Consider the following 18,668-nt stretch of genomic DNA (forward strand, 5'->3'; position numbering starts at 1 on the left):
GCCCAGCTTGGGTCGTAGGATAGGGGTGTGGGAATCGCCCGCAGCATTTGAGCCAGAGGCCTGTGTGACAGGCTAGGAACGGCACTTCGGAACCCGCCAGCAGGAAGCGACTGAGCGGCAAATGCGTGTAGAGATCCCGTTTCAACTGAGTAGGTTGCTTCCATGTCTCGCCGCGTTGAACTCAATCTGAAAGCCCCGGCCCCCGCCAAGAACAACACGGGGCGCGTTGCGTCACGCCGCGTCGCTGGTGCTGGCAAAGGCGCGCGGATTGCCGGTTCCCCCGTGCGCGGTCCCTACATGCCGCCCGAAAACTGGTACGAACCCAGCGAGAACCACAACGGCCAATTCAATGTCATCGAGCAGGCAGCTGGCCTCGGCTATCGCCACATTCTGGGCGAAGACGAAATCCGCGAGCGGCTGTCGCTGTTGCCAGCTTGGATGGTCAAGCCCTTGCAGATTGTGCAGCTAAGCCAGATGACGCGCAAGAAGCGGCGCGCTCCTTGCTATGGCATGCAGTGGGGCAACACGATCTATCTGTATCCCATCGAGCAGAACCTGATCGAGAACTTCCGCCGCGCGCCGAAGCCCGCCCAGCTGATCGAAGCCAAGATGTTCGGTGCCCGCTGGGAACGGATCTCGTCCACCTCGTGGAACCTGATCTGGTCCGAGAGCACCATTCGCGACTTCTACCTGAACAACGTGCTGATCCACGAACTGGGTCACATTCTCGACGAGCGCAACACCCGCTCGATCGATCGCGAACGGTACGCCGAGTGGTTCGCCCTCGAGTACGGCTACAAGCCCTCGCGCCGCAAGGTGTACGCCGAACGGGCTGCCGCCCTCTACAGCGGCGAAGCATCGTAGCACTCCGCGGGGTCGGGAAGTTTTTCGGGCTCGCGCGCTTTTGCTTAGGCCGAATGATGTCGGCCCGAAAATCTCCCTAAACCCGCTGGGGTGGAACCATCGCGCGAGCAGAGCGATCTCGCGAAGCTGCGTTATTGGATCAGGACAATGTTTCGGGTCGGCGCTTGGCGGCTGAAGGCAACGTTAACCAGCCCGAAAATTGCCCCGACCCGGTTTGGGGTCGGGAAGTTTTTCGGGCTCGAGCGATATTGCTTGAGCCGAGAGATGTCGGCCCGAAAATCTTCCTGAACCCGCTGGGGTGGAACACTCGCGTGAGCAAGGCGATCTCGCGAAGCTGCGTTATTGGGTCAGGACAATGTTTCGGGTCGGCGCTTGGCGGCTGAAGGCAGCGTTACTCAGCCCGAAAATTGCCCCGACCCAAGGGCGCTCAAGTTTACTCTTCCAGATGAATCTCCGGAATCAGGTCGGCGTTGACTTCGACCTGCGGAAACTCTTCGGTGCTGGTGAGAAATTCGTGGCAGCAGATTTCGAGTTGGGCGAGCAGTTGCTCGATGTTCAGCCCTTCGAACACCGGCCCGTAAGGCTGCAGATAGCCGCGGCTGCTGTTGTAAAGCTTCTTCGCGCCCCGAATGTTGCCGTTGCCGAAGTGATGCAGGCAGACGGCAACATGAATCAGCCCTTTGTAGAATAGCCGCGACGTCCCGCCGACGTCTTTCCACAAGTCTTCCCACACTTCGTGGGCCTCGAAGAAATCGCACTGGTTGAAGTGTTCGATTCCTTCGAGATAGCGCTGGTCGTATGCCATTGGCTCTCCCACTAGTCGCGTCGATTGAATGCCATCAACAGCCGCAGGATGTTATAGAACAGCATGGTGATCGAAGCGAACAGGGCCAGCGAAGCGGCCACGTATTGATCGGTGCGATAGCGGTGCAGGATGTTCGAGGTATCGTACAGAATGTACACGCTGGCCAGCCCGACCATCGCGGCCGCAAACCAGACGCCGAGTTGAAAGTTGAAGAAGATCGCGGCGACCACTACGCCAATGGACGCAATGCCGGCCCACCACAGGTACTGGCCCCAGCCCGAGAAATCGGCCTTCGTCAGCACGACGAACATCGTCAAGCCACCAAAAATCAGCAGCGTGAGCAGGCCAGCTGCGGGAATCGTCCCCGGGGCTGTGCGCTGGGCGATGTATAGGAGCGGCACAAAGATTAACGCTTGCGCCACGATGTAGAGCATCAGGCCGGCGTACTGCATGCCTTTCGACGATTCCGAATTGGCCAGCGACTGCGCCAGCCAACTGGCGGCCATGAAGGCCCCAATCACCATCAGCCAGCCGAAGCGACCGCCCAGCAGCATCCCCATCGTCCCCCGCAGCGTTTCTTCGGGAACGAGGGTGAAGATTGCCGCTTCGATGCCGGTGAACAGCAGCACCGCGGCAAAGACGTGCACATACACACGCCGAATGAAAGTCGTCCGGGCCGAAGTTTCCGCGAGAGCGGCTGGCAACGTCCCAATATCGACCGGAGATTCGTACGGATTGGGCTGCGAATAGTAGTTCATAACCGAGCCACGCGTCAAAAAAGGAAAGAACGGTGCGAACAGACACAGTCGCCCTCGCCGGTAATTCTACCACGCAGACCGCCGTTTGGCAGGAATAGGCGGGGGGGGAAGGAGAGAGTGGAAGAGAGGGAGAGTGGGTGAGCGTGCGAGTTCTGCCTTCTCACGCCACCGCCCCTGCGGCGGTCGTTCATTGGCTTGTGCACTAGAGATGCTGGGAACTATCTAAAAATGTTCTCAGAATGTGCTTGCGATGTGAGCAGCAGGTCCTTAATGTTGTGAGTAGTTGCGTAGGATGTTATGCGCAGTTCGTGATAACAACAGGCCGGGGTCGGGAGGTTTTTCGGGCTCGGGAGTGGTTGCTTGGGCCGAGAGAGGTTGGCCCGAAAATCCTCCGGAACCCGATGGGGCGGAATCATCGCGCGAGGAGAGTGACATCGCGAAGCTGCGCTTGTGGGTCAGGACAATGTTTCGGGGCGGCGTTTGGCGGCTGAAGGCAACGTCTGCGCGCCCGAAAATTGCCCCGCCCCGGTTTGGGTTTGTTTGTTTTCATTTCGAAAGGAGCCGTTATGTCTCGCAAGCTACGCATCAGTGCCCAGGATATCGAGATTTTCAAGTTGGTTCGCGTCGAAGGGCGCAAGCAGAAGGATGTGGCGATCAGCTTTCAGCTGACGCCGAGCGCGATCTGCAAAATCGTGCAGAAGATGGAGCAGTGGCAAGGCTCGCTGGTGCCGCACATCACGCGGAAAACGGCGGAGTTTCGCGAGCTGAGCCGCGAGCAGCGGTTGTACAACTGCGTGCGATTGCGGCGACGGCAACTGCAAATGATGTACGAAGATTCGATGGAGGCGTGGCGCGAGTCGCGCAAGCCGCTCGTCTCGGCCAAGGTCGTGAAACGAAACGGCGTCATCGAGCGCGAGGAATCGTGGAGCCGGCAGTGCCGCGGCAATCCACGGATGCTGCGCGAGGCCCGCGAGATCAGCCGCGAGTTGGCGGAACTCGACGGGCTCAAGCGCGACGGCACGGTCGATCTCAGCTGCGAGGGGCGACTGTTCGAGCCCGCCGCGCTGACGAAGGAAGAAATGATCGCCGAGCTGCGCGCGGAGGTGGACCTGTCGCTGCGGGAACTGGCGAAGTGGGAGCGGGCGGGGAAAGAGGGGGAGAGTGGGAGTGAGGGAGAGGGGGAGAAGGAAGCAGAGAACAAGTCAGAAGGTAGAAGTCAGAATGCAGAAGTGAAGACGGAGGAAGAATTCTGGAAATTGAAAATGGAAAGTTGTGCGAGTCAGGAGGAAGTTATTGTGGCGGAAGTCGTGGAGGAGTCAGTAGATAAGAGCGTAGCGAGTCATGTCGAAACAATTGAAGATTCCGGAAATTTCCAGACGTCAATTCCTGTTCCTGTCTCCCCCTCTGCTTCTACTCCCAAGCTAGAGATCCCGCAGAACCTGACCGCAGAGGGGAGGAGCCGGTTAGCGCAGCAGTTGTCGCTGTCGTACAAGTTGCAGCATGCGCCGGAACTGCTGGAGCCGCACGAGCGCCCCGCGGAACTTCCAGTGCAGTCAAAGAGCGCGTCAAGGCAGCCCGTGAAGAAGAGCAAGCTGCACGTCAACCAGCACGGCCGCATCTTTCGCGACGTGGGTGGCTACCTCATGCCGATTCCGGGCATGTGGGTCGAACCGGAGAAACCGTGGAAGCGTGAGGAACGGGAAAGGGCGGAGGAAAGGGAGAAGGAAGAACGCAGAATGCAGAAGGCAGAATGAAGACGAGCGGGGAGATTGCGAGCGAAGGAAAGGTCGTGCACAGTGCTGCCCCTCTCCCCGGAGTACCGAGGCGAGGGAGTGAGGAGTGGTAGCCACTCGTCTCTTCGTCCCTTTGTCCCTTCGTCCCTTCGTCCCTTCAGCTCAGCCCTGACTCGTCGCGTTAGCGGTGATAGTGCGAGGCGGGAGCGCGGCTGGTGGAGACGGCGCGAGCTTGTGTCATGGGACCAGCGGGCATGGGGCGTTGAGTGGTGCGAATTTGGGCGGGCGTTGGTTGGCCAGCCTGGTGAATGTTTTTGCCGGGAACGGCGGGAGTCGGTTGATGATCCCAATTTTCGTGCATGAGGCTGCCATGTTCGCCGCCGTAGTAGGCACTGCTACCACCGCCGCACGAATCACAGCCCGCACCACCGCAACTGTTACAGCTGTTGCACGGAGTGCCGCAAACTATGCTCTGCCACAGAAAGAGGAGAGGTCGTGGGCCTGGTCCGCAGCAGCGGGGGCCGACGAAGTTACCGCATTTGTTGCAGGGGTCGCAGCAGTCGGGGCCATCGCTGACCCACTCGCCGACGTAGCGCTCGCCGCAACTGCGGCCGGCATAGCAGCGTCCGTTGAGCCAGTATTTGAGTCCGCCGCCACAGGGGCTGCAGGTCAAGCTGCGAGGTCCGCAGGTGTTGCACGAAGGGCCACACGAAGGTCCGCAACTGGGACCGCAGGTCGGTCCACAAGTGGGACCGCACGTTGGGCCGCAGGCGGGTCCGCAGCCGGCAAACAGTGCCGGACGTGGGCCGCAAGGTCCGCAACAGCATCCGCTGGCAGAGAGAAGGGCAAGGACAATCGTCGGCAAAGCCCATTTGATCATGGCTGTAGCTTCCGTGCGCGGCCAATCGCAGAACATTCCACAACCGCAGGGCCAACGATCGGCACTACGGCGGTTCCACAAAACGACTCCCTGTGTGGGTGTCAGAAGGAGATATCGGCCCGCAGAATCGGCAGAATCGAGAAAATCTCTGCAATCGGCAAATCTTGCCGCGGCAAGAAAAAATGCTGTCAGCGGGTCGCTAGCGAGGCTAGACCAGATAAAAAGGGTGAATCGGGTGTTCTGGGTATGACGATCCGGCAGCTTCGACAGGTATCAGCGTCTGTGATGCAAACGCCGATGATTACAAAGCTTCTGAGCGGGCAAAATTCAAGCGGAATTGAACTTCTCGTCAATTCGCCCGTCATGCTCTACTGAGTCCACTATGAACGCCGCACCCACGGAAGCTCGCACTTTCATCGATCCTGTCTCGGCCAGCCGCGATTTTATTCGCCGCTCGCGGGCGTGGATTTCGCTCTTGCTGCTCTGTCCCGTCATTGTGTTGGCGGTCTTTTCGCGGACCCACTTTGCCGACGATAGCCTGGCCGAACTGGGCGTCGAGATCGCTGCCTGGGCGTTCTTTTTGTGCGGGGCGTTACTGCGCTGGTGGGCCACGTTGTACATCGGTGGCCGCAAGTTGAACGAGTTGATCGTCGACGGTCCCTATTCGATTTGCCGCAATCCTCTGTACCTGGGTTCGCTGCTGATGTGCCTATCGGTGGGCATCTTCATGCAAAGCCTGCTGCTGATCGGCGCGATGCTGCTGGTCTCGATCATTTATCTGACAATCACGGTGCCCGTTGAAGAAGAACGGCTGGCCGTCTGCTATGGCGACGAGTTTCGCGACTATTGCCGCCGCGTGCCGCGGATCATTCCGAACTTCAGCACTTATCAATCGCGCGAAGAAATCACCGTCCGCCTGATTGGCCTGCGGGCCGAACTGCTGCGAATGATGCACTGGGGTGCGATTCCCGTGTTGTGGTACTTTCTGGAGCACGTGCGGATGTTGTCGTGGTGGCCGGCGTGGTTCAACCTGCCGTAAGGAAAGTGGAAGCGAATTCCGGCCGGTGCAGGAAAGTACGGTGAAGGAATGACAGGCAAGGTGCCTGTCCCACGGAATGACGGGCAAGATGCCTGTCACACGGGGAAGAGCGGACAGGCAACGAGGCCTGTCCTCATGGATGGCTGGCAAGGGAAGCCGCAAAAATAGTTGCATGCGGCATGTTGGGCGTGATATCACAACAGGCCCTGTGTTGACTCAACCCTGCCCTGCATTGACCCAAGCTGGCCCCGCGCGCAAGCCGCTGCCTGGCTGGGCCGAAAGATTCCCGCCACCTTTCCCCCCCGGAGCATCTCCATGCGTCTCTGTCGTTATCAACAGCGTGACTCGGTTCAGGTTGGCTTTTACGACGAAAAGTCGATCATCTCGCTGGCCGCCGCAGCAACCGCTTACGGACAAGGGACGCACGAACGGCTGCCAATTCCGGTGGGCGATTCGCTCATCGACTTGCTCCCCAATGGCAAACACGCCGAGGCCGCGCAGAAGCTCTTCGATTGGGTGGCCAAGAACGAATCGATGTTGCCCGCCAATGCGCGAGTGGAAACCGACAAGGTCCAACTGCTCGTCCCGATTGCGCGGCCCAACAAGCTGCTGCTCTTGGCCGGCAATTACAACTCGCACATTCAAGAAGGTGGTGGCATCGCCACCGAGCGGGCCGAGACATTTCCTTACGTCTTTATGAAGCCGCCAAGCACCACGCTCGCCGATCCCGGCAAGCCGGTGTTTGTGCCCAAGGTTTCGGCCAACAACGTCGACTGGGAATGCGAACTGGCCATTGTGATCGGCAAGGGTGGCAAGCACATCACTGAAGCCAACGCCCTGCAGCACGTCGCGGGCTATACGGTGGTCAACGACATCTCGGACCGCAAGTTCAAACCGAACCCCGGCCGCAAGGAGCGGAAGAACGATAGCTTCTTCGATTGGTTGCACGGCAAATGGCACGATAGCTTCTGCCCCTGCGGTCCGTGCGTGGTTTCGGCGGCCACTGTGCCCGATCCACAAAAGTTGAAGATGAAGCTGACCGTCAACGGCAAAGTGTGGCAGGACGCATCCACCGCGCAGCAGATTTTCTCGGTCGCGGCGACCATCGCCTTCATCAGCGACATCGTCACGCTGGAACCCGGCGACATCATTGCCACGGGCACACCCGCCGGCGTGGGCAACACGAGCCAGACCTATTTGCACGCTGGTGATAAGGTCGAAGCCTGGATCGAAAACATCGGCACGCTTGTCTCGCCCATTAAGGATGAAGCTTAAGAGAGTTCTTCGCTGGCGAAGCAACGAGAATAGGTTGTAGGAATCAATAATCCCGAATGCTTTTTTGTTTGCGCATTTGGGTGAGTAAACTTCTCGTCGAAATCCTTGCGGACAAGCGCACAGCGGTTGATAATATCAACTCCGAAACCACCAACTCTCGCCGGCTATGCTGCTGCGCGGTTAGTAGCTTTCGGCTGGTGATCTCGTCGACCTGCTTGCTTGTCCAACTCCTCTCGCCACGATTCGGATTCCAGACATGTCGGAAGTACTTTGCCGCTGCACTGCTTGTTCGGCCAAGTTCAAAGTCGACGCCAAGTACGCTGGCCGGAAGGCTCGCTGCCCGAAGTGTTCGCAGGTGGTCGAAGTCCCTGCCGCGGGGAGTGCGCCCGTCTCGAGCAGCACCACGATTGTTCCCACGCTGACGACGGTGGCACCCCCCAAATCGTCGCCGGCACCTGCCGCGCCTGGGGCGCATCCCGATCAGTTTCCGCCGAGCCATCCTGCTTCCAAACTGGCTCCCCCCGCACATGCGAGCAGTAGTTCGATCCCCGTTAGCAAACCGGTGCCAAGTCGTACGTTGCCCGCCCATCGTCCGCCGCCCCCCGTGGCAGTGCCGGTGCACGAACAGCCCATGAACGCATTGGTCGAAGAACCAGTGCCAGTTCCTCAGCACACTCCGTATGCCAATCAGTATGCCGACCCCTATGCTCAGCCTCATGGTGCCCAGCCCCATGGTGCCCCCGTCAATCCGGCGCTGAGCGCGCCGCAGGCCCCCGCCAATCCGGCGGACAGCTTGGGCTTTCAATTGAATGTTAGCCGTCCCAAGGTGAGTTCCGCTTCGGCCATTCACGCCGCACCGAGCGATCCTCACGCTGCACCCGGCCTGCCAAGCAAGCCAATCAAAGCCAGTGGCAACTCGGCCCTGCCGCTCATCATCGCCGGCGTTGTCGGCCTGATGTTGATTGTCGGCGGCGCGGGTGCCGGTTTCGTACTGCTGAATTCAGGTGGCAAAACCGTTGCGAAGGGAACCAAGAACGGCGGCAAGAGTGCCATCGTCAAAGGGACCGGCAAACTGGTGATCGATTGGGCGGAGGAAGATCGCAAGGAAACCTTCCAGGTCTTCATCGACACCAAGCCCGAAATCACTCTCAGCAAGGGCGAGTTGTATTACGACCTGAGTCCCGGCGAACATGCCCTGATTCTGCGAAGGCGAGGCTATGCCCGCGTCGATACCAAGGTGACGATCGTTGCCGGCCAGACAACCACATATAAACCTGAATGGACGAAGGACGTCTTCGGCACGGGTGGGTCAACCATCGCCAGCAAGGGCCCCGGTGGTGCCACTAAGTCGGACGGCACCGACTTCTCGGTTGGCCTTGGTGCCGGTTCGCCTGTCACGGGCTTTGAAGGTTTCACGCAGAACTTTCATCTGGCCAAAGAAGCGGCGCTCAAGTCGCAAAAGGGAATCCTGATTATCTTCGGTTCGAGCGATACCGATTCGCAGACCCAGTCCCTCGCTCGGCTCGTGCAAGAGCAGGCGCTGAAGGACCAAATCACGGCTGCCTATGTGCCCGTGATTATCGATCTGCCCCGCACGCGCGAAGGGCATAACAACTTATTCGATTCGGCGCAGAACTTTGCGATGCTGCGGGAGTTCGGCCTGCGGCAGATCCCGGCGCTGGCATTGCTCGATTACAAGGGAAAGACTTACTACCTGCAAACCGAATGGAAGAACGGCACGAAGGATCTCAAGGGTTACCTGAGTGAAGGGGAAGCTGACCGCACCGAGCGTGACCGGATGTGGGCCGAGGTCAAAGGCGAATCGCTCGACCCCGCCGTGAAACTCGTCGAATGGCTGCTCGAAAAGAAGCTCGTCTCGCGCTATAAGGAAGAGATCGATAATTGGTCGCGCGTGGCCACTCGCTTGGATCCCAACAACGAGAAGGGACAACTCGAAAGCTTTGTCGAAGCGGGGTTGATGGTCAAAGCAGTCGATACGGATGCGGACGACGAAATTGAAGTCACCCAGTTTGTCGAGCCGCTGAAAGACTGGCTTACCAATAAAAAGTTCGTCAACGACGATCGCGGCGCGCGGATGCACATCCTTGCCGCCAGCTTGCTGGGCCGGGCCGATCGACGCGACGAAGCGCTCAAGCATCTCTCGCGGGCGGCGACTTACAGCCCCAAAGATGCCAAGCTGAAAGAGGCCATCGCCTCGGCCAAGGAATTGATCGAGCGCGGCAGCATTCTCTCGTCGGGCACGGGCTTTCTGGTTTCCGACGCGGGCTACATCATGACCAACCACCACGTGATCGATGGTCCCGGCAAAGTCGTGGTCCGCTTGCCCGGCGGCAAAGACACCATCGATGCCACGGTAATCGCCAAAGACGCCGATCGCGATATGGCGATTCTCAAAGTCACCCTGCCCGCCGGGAGCACCATCAAACCGATCTCGGTCAGTCCCGCTGCTGTCGGCCGTGGGTTGAATGTCGCGGCCTTTGGTTATCCGCTGGGCGATGCCTTGGGTTCGAACCTGAAGCTGACAACCGGGGGCGTGATGGCCCTGCCCGACGAGTCGAACGAGAACATGATTACGCTCGACCTGCGCGTAAATCCCGGCAATAGCGGTGGTCCATTGTGCGACCAGAAGGGAAACGTTGTCGGCATGGTCACAGCCAAAACAGGCGGCAACATTTTCGCCGGCGTCGATAGTTATGGTCTCGCCATTCCCTCAAACGACCTCGTCAAGTTTCTCGATATGCACCTGCCCGGCGGAACACCGCGGCCCGAAGTTAAGGCCGGTGCTGACCTTGGCAATTGGAGCGCCGTCGATGGCATCGTCAGTCCCGGCGTGCTGATGATTCTTAAAGTCGAGTGAAAGGGAGGCAGATGTTAGAAGGCAGAAGTAAGAGTGACTACGACTGACCTGCCGATCTCTGACCGCCGACTCCTGACTTCCCGCGCGTCGGTGCTATAATGGTGGTAGTTAACCAACCGCCACCAAGAATACTCCCTTAACGCCATGCCCCTCTACGTTTACGAAGTGATCACCGACGACGACTCGGGCGAGCAGTTCGAAATTTTTCAAAGCATGGCCGAGGAACCGCTCAAGCAGCATCCTGAGACGGGCCTGCCCATTCGCCGTGTGTTTCAAGCGCCGAACATCGGCGGCAAGTGGTCCGACTCGGCGATGGGCAAGAGTGCAGCCGACGATAAGAAGCTCGGCCGCCTCGGCTTCACCAAGTACGTAAAATCGGGCGACGGCACCTACGAGAAGACCGTGGGCAAAGGGCCCGATACGATCTCGCGCGATGCCCCGGTTTCTCCCGGCGACCTGTAACGCCGGGAGCCTGTTGCCGCTGCCGCATTACTGGCGATACTCGTAACCGAAGATCGCATTGAAGCCCGTGCCATCGACACCGCTGCCATGCACGCGGTAGTACTGGTCGGTAATATTTTCCAACGACAAGCTCACGCGATGCTGGTCGAACTCGCCCCACGTGGTCCCGGTCCGCAAGTTCAGCGTGGCAAACCCGGGAGTCGCGAATTGGCCATTCACATAGAAGCGGCTATCGCCGACCGTGTTGGGATTGTTACTGTTCCGATCTTGCCGGTTCACCATCCACGCAAAGACCTCGAAATAGCTGCGGCGGTCGAGTTCGCGCCAGCGCAAGCCGAGTACACCTTGGGTCGGCGGAATTCGATTAATCGGGTCCTGAATGGTCAGGTCCTGACCGAAGGTATAGGCGAAGTTGCCGAAGAGGGACCAGGTCGGATCGAGCAAGTACTCGCCGGCCAGTTCGGTGCCGTTCAAAAAGGCATCGTGATTGGCAAGGACCGTATTGCCCATGACGGTGTCGCGGGCCAGGTAGTCGTTGATCGAGTTCCACCATTCGAAGATCTGCAACTGCAACCGTTCGCCGCTGTACTTGGCGCCGATCTCATAGGTGACGCTATGTTCGGGCTGTACGTTCAGCGCCGCCAACTGAGGTGACTGGACGGCGTTCTGAGCAAACGTGGTATTCACGACCAGGTCGTCCACCGTCGGCGCTCGATAGCCTTCATACACGCCACCGACGATGTTGATCTCGTCGGTCAGGTTGTAAGTCAGGCCGATGCTGCCGATCCAATCCTGGTAGGTTCGTGAATAGAAGACGTCTTCCGGCACACCTGCGAATGAGAACCGCGGCGTCCCTTGCTGATCGGAGTTTTCGTACCGCACCCCGATCACTGCATTCAAGCGACTCGTCAGCAGCACGTCCCAATTCAAATAGCAGCCCACGCGATCGGCAATCGAATCGTCAGGATACTGCGGACCAATGGCCTGTTGATTGGGCGGCAGCGGCGCACCGGTCTGCACGCTGAAGCGCTGCCGGCTGGCGTCGATATCTTCGTAGTAGTAGTCAGTTCCATAGGTGATGATGCCGAACCCTTCAGCGGTCAAGTCCTTCGACAGCGAAGCTTGAAAGCCCAGCATTTCGTCGTCGAATTCACCTTCTTGCCGGCGCGTGTAGTCGTTCAGCGGCACACTGAAGTTGGTGAACTCACGCGAACCCTCCTTCGTGCGTTGATACGAGAAGGTCGTCGTGAACGTATCGAAGAGCGGGTTGATGTTGTAGGCCATCCCTTGCCAACGAATGTAGGCCAGGTCCCGCTGCTGCGGATCGAAGAAGGTCGGTCGCGCGGTGTTGCCGGGCCGATTGAACACGAACGGCGGAAAGCGGTCGCTCCGCGGCAGGTTCGACTGCTCGAAGTGCGAGAGGGCAACTGTCACTACCTGGTCGTCGTTGACCATCAGATTGTATTTGATGTCCCCCGCATATTGTTCGTAGTTGGTGAACGGCTGCCGTCCGCGACCGCCGCCGATATCGATGTCGTTCACGTCCATAAAGCTGGCCCCAGCAAAGAGGCCGCCACCGCCGACCCAGCCTTCGATATTTGCCCGGCTATAGGGCGAGTTATCGGCCGTGCTGAAAAACTGGCGAAACGAACCGGCCGTGTAATTGGCCCGCGTCGGATCGGCCGACCGCGTGACAATGTTGATCGTGCCGCCGATGGCATCGCTGCCGTACAGCACCGAACCGCTGCTCCGCAGCACTTCGATCCGCTCGACTTGCCCAGGATCGAACGTATTGAAGTATTGATTGGGACCGGCCCGCAGCACACTGTTGTTCACACGAATGCCATCGACCAGAATCAGCAACTGCTGCCCCGTTACACCGCGAATGAACGGCGATGCCTGGCCCCGCCCTGTTTGCTGCATCAGCACACCCGGCTCGAATTGCAAGGCGCGGAACATATCCGTTGCTTGTTTCTCGCGAATCGTTTCCTGGTCGATGATGGTGCCAAAGTTCGATTGCTCGAAGAGGGACTTCTCGCCCTTGATCACATTATTCAGCCCGCCGAAATCCAGCGGCGATGCCCCACCATAGAACTGCTCGGTCAGTGCCGGAAAAGCAAAATTCCCGGCCGGTAGATCTTGGTTACCCGGATCAAACGGAGTGGCCGAGGGTGTTGGTTGACCGACGACATCCGTATCGGGCAGCGTTTGCGGCTGACCCGTTACTGGTTGCAGAGTGCTGGTCGAAGTTGTCTCTTGAGCGCCAACCAATGCGGGAAACGCCGCCATCGCCAAGAGCGCGGCAATCCATCTCGGTGGGTAGAACATCACACAAAACTCCGTCCCCTGCCGCGCGCAAGTTGGCCCAGAGCTGGTCGCGCGTGAGCAGGTGCCTGCTGCTCTAACCTTTCGTCTTTGCAAGGTTTGTTCGCTAAATAATGTTTGTAGCGGTCGTACCGTTTAACACGGTTGCATAATTTGGATGGCGAGGACTTCGACAGACGGGTCGAATTCACCGACAGCTAGCGCTTGGTTGCTGCTAGCAATGTACAAATTATGGCTGTTTTCCGTGGCTGGTAAGTTCTCGCAATTGGTGGCGCGCGAATTGCCAGCAGCTAGCGGACATGAACGATCCCAACTTGTTGCCCCCTCACGATTCGCCCGATTCTTCTGCGCCGCGCGAGGCAGAACCGTCGAAAAGTCCACGCATCTATACTTCCGCGGAACTCTTCGGCAACCAGCGCGAAGTGTGGATCGAACATGGCGATCAGCAATATAAGTTGCGCATCACCAGCACCAACAAACTGGTGCTGAACAAGTAACGCCGTCTCGTATTCGTTTACTTGGGTCCCGCAGCTCGCACTTCGGCCGAGACGTTCGCCGCGTACTTCTCGAAATTCTCCTGGAACTGAGCGCTCAGGCGTTGTGCGCCCGAGTCATAGGCACTCTTATCAGCCCACGTATTGCGCGGTTGCAAGATCTCGCTTGGCACGGCCGGGCAGGTCTTCGGCACGGCGAAGCCGAACACAGGATCGGTCGTCGTTTCGACTTTGGCCAGGCTGCCATTGTGAATGGCGTCGATGATCGCCCGCGTCAGCTTGAGCTTCATGCGCGAGCCGGTGCCAAACGCGCCACCGGTCCAGCCGGTATTCACCAGCCACACGTTGGCCTTGTGCTCCTTCATCTTCGCGGCCAGCAGTTCCGCATAGTACGAAGGATGCCAGACGAGAAACGGCCCACCGAAGCAAGGCGAAAACGTCAGCTGCGGCTCGGTCACGCCCATCTCGGTGCCGGCGACCTTGGCCGTGTAACCGCTGATGTAGTGATACATGGCCTGCTCGGGCGTGAGTTTGCTGACCGGCGGCAGCACGCCGTAAGCATCGCAGGTCAGAAAGATCACGTCGGTCGGATGGCCCGCCACGCAGGGAATTTTGGCGTTGCTAATGAACTCAATCGGATACGCCCCGCGCGTGTTCTCGGTAATACTGCGGTCGTCAAAATCGACGTGGTGCGTTTGCCGGTCGTACACCACGTTCTCGAGCAGCGCACCGAATCGCAGGGCTTGAAAGATCTCGGGCTCTGCCGTCGCCGACAGGTTGATGGCCTTGGCGTAACAGCCACCTTCGATGTTGAAGATGCCATCGTTCGACCAGCAATGCTCGTCGTCGCCGATCAACAGCCGATTCGGATCAGCCGATAATGTCGTCTTCCCCGTACCCGACAAACCGAACAACAGCGAAGACCGGCCGGTCTGTTTGTCCGCTGTCGCCGAGCAATGCATCGACACAATCCCCTGCTTCGGCATGTAATAGTTCATGAGCGTGAAGACGCCCTTCTTCATCTCGCCCGCGTATTCGGTGCCGAGAATCACCATCTCGCGTGTCGCGAGATTCAGGTCGATGCTGGTCTTCGAAGTCATGCCCGGGGTATGCCGGTTCGCCGGAAACTGCCCCGAGTTATAAATCACGGCATCGGGCTCGCCGAAGTTCGCCAACTCGTCAGCCGTTGGACGAATCAGCATGATGTGCATGAACAGGGCGTGATAAGGTCGCGAACAGACCACGCGGATCTTCATGCGCGTCGCCGGATCCCAGCCTGCAAAAGCATCGACGATGTACAGCTTCTTCCGCGTGTTGAGATAGTCCTTGGCCCGCTCCAGGTTGATCTGAAAGATCTCGTCCGTGATGCCGATGTTGACGTTTCCCCACCACACGTCCTGCTCGGTCGCCGGCTCGCGCACAATCCGCTTATCTTTGGGCGATCGTCCCGTCTTCGCGCCGGAGTAGGCAATCAGCGCCCCGGTATCGGCAATGTTGCACTGCGGATCTTCGCGAATGCCCAGCGCGTACAGCTCCGCAGGGGCCAGATTGCGGCGGATGTCTTCCACCGTGATGCCGATGCTCTTGAGATCGAAAGCTGGGGCGACACCCGGGCTGGGATCGGCAAACGAACTATCCGGAACATGAGGCATGAGTGCGAAATCCTGCTCGCGCTATGGAATCGAAGACAGCTGGCAACAAGAGCCTCGGCAAAAACCCGCTAACGCCCGCCTCTGACGCTGGCCGATTCCGCCTTGCTCGTCGGCATCTTCGCACGTCACGCCGGTAGTCGACAAGGTGAGGACCAAGGCTACTTCAGCGGGCGGAAGGTTTCGACTTGAATCCCCGCGGCAGAAATGAAGAAGCAAATCGAGCCAGTTTCAGCTGTATGAAAGACCTGCGAGCCAAGTTGGCCATACGAAAATTTCACCGCGTTAATATCGGCGATGTCTTCGACATCGAAGCCGCCGCTGATCACTGCGAACTCCGGACGGCTCCAATTGGCGAAGCCACGCGGGTGGTACTGTCCGACCAAACCCACACACACGATTATAACCTTGCCTGCCGATTGCTCACCCGTAGCATTCCGGCATGAATGAATTCGCAGCACTGCGCAAACGCGCGCGAGACAAACGGGACAAGGCAATCGCCATCGTGCGGCGTGAATACGAACTAGCGCTCACTCAGATCGCCACGCTGGAGCAAGACTTGCTCGGACTTGAATCGTCGCGGCATCAGAAAATCAGCGCGTGCATCGAGCGCGTAATTCCTCGCGACGAACCGTTCAACTCGGTTGACATCATGGCGGCACTTGAAGCGCTCGACCCTACGCGGCCTTGGCGGATGCACTCCATTCACAACCACATCGCCCGCCTGCGAGAGCGCGGCATCATTCGCCGGATTAAGCGGTCGACTATCCACGAGCCGGCGAGCTATGTCCGCTATGAGGTTCCGGTCCCTGAGAACGCGTCGTCGGTGCTCGATATGAGCATGAGCCAAGTTATCGACTTGGTACTGACTCGCCCCATGACAAGCACGGAAGTTGTCGTAGCGGTTAGAGAAGCGGGCTACGTTTCCACGATGACGAAAACGGGGTTCCGCAATCACGTTGTCGACCTGTTGAACCGTGGCAAGTACCGGCAGGACGGAGGGAAGTGGCTGCGGGGGTAGAAAATCCAGACTAGGGCTACACTAGGGCTAGTGCCAGCAACTAGGGCTAGTTCGCAAATTGCGGCCGCTTTGCCAAAGAACCGTTTGACATCCGGATGGCAGCGGTTACATTTCCAAAGGTTACGAGGTTATGGTTTACTAAGGTATTGACTGGCAATCTGCGGTCGTGCCATTTAAGCTGGAATTAAACGAGAAAGGCCCGCCTCGGGTTCGAGCCGAGACGAGCCAGTTACTGCGAAAGCAGTTTTCTCGCTTCACTGAAGAAGGGGCTGGTGACTGTAAAAGGTTATCAGCCTTTTTTCGTCGCCATAGACAATCCTACCGGCAGTTGCAGCAACCAGGGTAGCATCGCACGTGTTCGATAACGAACTCCGTCTTTGCACCATTGGTCCCGCGGGGTCGACGCCAGTAGTAACGGACTCTCACTTTGGGCGGCATAACTTGCCTCCAACTGCCCGCTTGAGATTTCCAGCGCCGCCCGGACAGGCAGCAAGCGACTGGCCAGCTTGATTAAGGCTGGTGTGATTTGTGGGCCATCTCGTGATTGAGTAAACATTCGTGCAATCCTTGGTAGTGAAAGGGAAACGAAAAAAGCCGCGACCAAATTGGTTGCGGCTTGAAAAGACACTGTTAGACAGTCGCCATTTTTGTGGCGATACTGTGCCGAATCGGGATTATCTCCCGCCACGATCATCTAACTACCCACTGTAAATACATCCATGACAAATCAACTCGCGATCATGCGGTTGATGAAATTACTTCATGTGTGACGACCGGCCAGTAGGGCCAAGAGTGGAGTTGTGCTGAACCACTGGAATGGCTTGTGGGTGTCGTCTTCGCTATTAGACCGCAGACTCGACCCAAACGGAATAGTTTTTGTGAAGAAATATCAAGAAAAGAGTGAGGGCAGGAGTCGAAACTCCTGCCCTCGGTGGTTCAGCACAGGCAACTATTATTGCGATAGGCTATGCCTTCTGTCAACTAATTCACCGTCGCTTTCAATAATTCCTTGATCGACCACACGTGGTCAGTCAGCCCCGCAGCCATCGCGGGAGTCTGCTTGCCCTTGCCGCACGATTCGTGCTTGCGGCAGTAGTTGTAGAACGCCACAAATAGGCTGACCGCTGCCGAGTGGTGTTCGGCGCTTTTGCTGTGGGCATTCGTCAACCGCGTGAACCGGCGATTGTGCATACGCACCGACAAGTTGAGCCGTTCGCTGTAGCTAGTGCTGATGTGGGCCTCGTCAGGATTGCCGAAGCGTGGCACCTTCTCGATGTTGCTTATCGTGGCTGGGCTGTAGCGGGTTTCCGATTGGCTGCTGCTGTAGCTCTTGATGATCTGGGCGAAGTCTACCCGCGAACCCATGTGCATGGGTACGCCGTGGGTGTAGGTGCTGAAACCATCGCTGGTCACTTGAGTGCGGCCAACGGTAGCGCGGTTGAGTTGCGAGAGGAAAGCATCGCAGGTATTCACGTCACGCTTGCCGACAGCGTGCGAGAGAATCAGTTTGCTGTCGGCATCAATCGCGAGCCAAGTCCAAGAGTCGCCCATTTCTTCGCTGTTCTCTTTGCCAACTGCTGCCTTGGCTTTGCAACCGACAAAGCTCCAGATTTCGTCCAGCTCGATGTACTTAGCTTTCACGCCGCGAATGCCATCCTTCAGAAAGCGGTCGCAGTTCTGGCCAACGTGGAGAACCAGGTCGCAGATAGTGTCGCGGTTAACGCCAGTGATTCGCTCACAAGCGCGGATGCTCATACCTTCCAGCAGCATCTTCAGGACAGCGACGGCCTTGTCCATTTCCAATCGCATGTTGCCGAGAGGGCGTTCCATTTCGCGAACGACAGTGACATTGCAGCGGCAGCACTTCCAGCGTTGATTGCCCTTGCGATCCTTACCGTGCTTGGCGAGTTTTTCGTGGGTGCAGGCAGAAGCGATCATCGAAGCGTTTCCCTTGTGGGACGCTTCCGCTAGAATGGAGTTACTAGGTCTCAGTCTGGCGGAAACGTCGGGTTGTGATTCGGCCCCAGTCATTCCGGCAAGTTTGACTGGGGCTTTTTCGTTGAGTCATTCGTCCTCAACTTCAGACTATTGTAATTACAAAAGTAGCTTTGGCAAGAGGGGAGCGGGATTGATTCTCGGAATTTTGTCATTACAATTCCCGCATGGAAAAGAAAATGGGCAGGCCACCTAAAGCCCCAGGTGGATTAGGCAGCGTATTTCAAATCCGGCTCTCTGATGCTGAGCGTGCCGAGTATCAGGCGGCAGCTGAGCGCGCAGAGGTTCCCTTGGCTGAGTGGATGCGGGACCGGCTTTCAAAAGCCGCCAAACGCGAATCCAAGAGGGACTAGCGGAGAGAAGGGGAATCGAACCCAGCCGCGCGCAGCGGCACCCTGACATCGTTTATAAAGCGATTGCGCCACCAAGACGCGGGCCACTCTCCGACACCGCGTGATTGGCCCACTAACAACAAGACTCCTATCTTGCT

Annotated in this window: 15 protein-coding genes; 8 read left to right on the plus strand and 7 right to left on the minus strand. The window is 58.2% G+C overall.

Translation table 11 applies throughout. The features are described from left to right. The first annotated feature begins 162 nt into the window (after nucleotides 1–162). Entirely contained in the window at nucleotides 163–864 is a 702-nt protein-coding gene (locus tag ETAA8_RS33275; RefSeq protein WP_145099473.1) for a hypothetical protein, read from the plus strand. Between the two features lie 433 nt (nucleotides 865–1,297). Here ETAA8_RS33275 and ETAA8_RS33280 read toward each other — a convergent pair whose 3' ends face one another. Then, the gene (locus tag ETAA8_RS33280; RefSeq protein ID WP_145099476.1) at nucleotides 1,298–1,669 is read right to left on the minus strand and encodes a DUF309 domain-containing protein; all 372 of its coding nucleotides are present in this window, start codon (nucleotides 1,667–1,669) and stop codon (nucleotides 1,298–1,300) included. A gap of 11 nt (nucleotides 1,670–1,680) precedes the next feature. Continuing rightward, nucleotides 1,681–2,427 carry a Bax inhibitor-1/YccA family protein gene (locus tag ETAA8_RS33285; protein WP_145099479.1) on the minus strand — a complete coding sequence of 249 codons (747 nt, stop codon included), beginning with the start codon at nucleotides 2,425–2,427 and terminating at the stop codon, nucleotides 1,681–1,683. A gap of 566 nt (nucleotides 2,428–2,993) precedes the next feature. On the opposite strand from ETAA8_RS33285, the gene ETAA8_RS33290 reads away from it, so the two are divergent. After that, complete coding sequence (locus ETAA8_RS33290) at nucleotides 2,994–4,181, plus strand: hypothetical protein (protein ID WP_145099482.1); 1,188 nt, start codon at nucleotides 2,994–2,996, stop codon at nucleotides 4,179–4,181. A gap of 160 nt (nucleotides 4,182–4,341) precedes the next feature. Here ETAA8_RS33290 and ETAA8_RS33295 read toward each other — a convergent pair whose 3' ends face one another. After that, on the minus strand, nucleotides 4,342–4,833 hold the full coding sequence (locus ETAA8_RS33295; RefSeq protein ID WP_145099485.1) for a hypothetical protein: 492 nt from the start codon (nucleotides 4,831–4,833) through the stop codon (nucleotides 4,342–4,344). 589 nt (nucleotides 4,834–5,422) lie between these two features. On the opposite strand from ETAA8_RS33295, the gene ETAA8_RS33300 reads away from it, so the two are divergent. From ETAA8_RS33300 to ETAA8_RS33315, 4 genes are all read left to right on the plus strand, one after another. Continuing rightward, the gene (locus ETAA8_RS33300; RefSeq protein ID WP_145099488.1) at nucleotides 5,423–6,079 is read left to right on the plus strand and encodes a methyltransferase family protein; all 657 of its coding nucleotides are present in this window, start codon (nucleotides 5,423–5,425) and stop codon (nucleotides 6,077–6,079) included. A 315-nt stretch (nucleotides 6,080–6,394) separates the two neighbouring features. Continuing rightward, nucleotides 6,395–7,354 (plus strand): fumarylacetoacetate hydrolase family protein, encoded by a 960-nt coding sequence (locus ETAA8_RS33305; protein ID WP_145099490.1) that lies wholly within the window; start codon nucleotides 6,395–6,397, stop codon nucleotides 7,352–7,354. Between the two features lie 256 nt (nucleotides 7,355–7,610). Beyond that, on the plus strand, nucleotides 7,611–10,232 hold the full coding sequence (locus tag ETAA8_RS33310; protein WP_145099493.1) for a trypsin-like peptidase domain-containing protein: 2,622 nt from the start codon (nucleotides 7,611–7,613) through the stop codon (nucleotides 10,230–10,232). Nucleotides 10,233–10,376: 144 nt separating this feature from the next. Continuing rightward, a complete protein-coding gene (locus tag ETAA8_RS33315) occupies nucleotides 10,377–10,694 on the plus strand; it encodes an FmdB family zinc ribbon protein (protein ID WP_145099496.1) in 318 nt (105 codons plus the stop codon). Nucleotides 10,695–10,721: 27 nt separating this feature from the next. Here the strand turns inward: ETAA8_RS33315 and ETAA8_RS33320 are convergent, their stop codons facing one another. After that, nucleotides 10,722–13,022, minus strand: a complete 2,301-nt coding sequence (locus tag ETAA8_RS33320; protein WP_145099499.1) for a TonB-dependent receptor — start codon at nucleotides 13,020–13,022, stop codon at nucleotides 10,722–10,724. Nucleotides 13,023–13,318: 296 nt separating this feature from the next. Here ETAA8_RS33320 and hemP point away from each other — a divergent pair, with 296 nt between their 5' ends. After that, a complete protein-coding gene (gene hemP / locus ETAA8_RS33325) occupies nucleotides 13,319–13,516 on the plus strand; it encodes a hemin uptake protein HemP (RefSeq protein WP_145099502.1) in 198 nt (65 codons plus the stop codon). 17 nt (nucleotides 13,517–13,533) lie between these two features. On the opposite strand, the gene pckA is transcribed toward hemP, so the two are convergent. Both pckA and ETAA8_RS33335 read right to left on the minus strand, forming a co-directional pair. Next, a complete protein-coding gene (gene pckA, locus ETAA8_RS33330) occupies nucleotides 13,534–15,165 on the minus strand; it encodes a phosphoenolpyruvate carboxykinase (ATP) (RefSeq protein WP_145099505.1) in 1,632 nt (543 codons plus the stop codon). Nucleotides 15,166–15,323: 158 nt separating this feature from the next. Next, nucleotides 15,324–15,560 carry a hypothetical protein gene (locus ETAA8_RS33335; RefSeq protein WP_145099508.1) on the minus strand — a complete coding sequence of 79 codons (237 nt, stop codon included), beginning with the start codon at nucleotides 15,558–15,560 and terminating at the stop codon, nucleotides 15,324–15,326. Between the two features lie 44 nt (nucleotides 15,561–15,604). Between ETAA8_RS33335 and ETAA8_RS33340 the strand changes: the two genes are divergently transcribed. Continuing rightward, nucleotides 15,605–16,183: a hypothetical protein gene (locus ETAA8_RS33340; RefSeq protein ID WP_145099510.1), complete on the plus strand. Its 579-nt coding sequence runs from the start codon at nucleotides 15,605–15,607 to the stop codon at nucleotides 16,181–16,183. Nucleotides 16,184–17,164: 981 nt separating this feature from the next. Here ETAA8_RS33340 and ETAA8_RS33345 read toward each other — a convergent pair. Next, nucleotides 17,165–18,121: an IS1 family transposase gene (locus ETAA8_RS33345; RefSeq protein ID WP_202921428.1), complete on the minus strand. Its 957-nt coding sequence runs from the start codon at nucleotides 18,119–18,121 to the stop codon at nucleotides 17,165–17,167. Nucleotides 18,122–18,668: the final 547 nt, after the last annotated feature.

Origin of the sequence: Anatilimnocola aggregata (genome assembly GCF_007747655.1) — a bacterium.
In the GTDB taxonomy this organism is placed as follows: Bacteria; Planctomycetota; Planctomycetia; order Pirellulales; family Pirellulaceae; genus Anatilimnocola; species Anatilimnocola aggregata.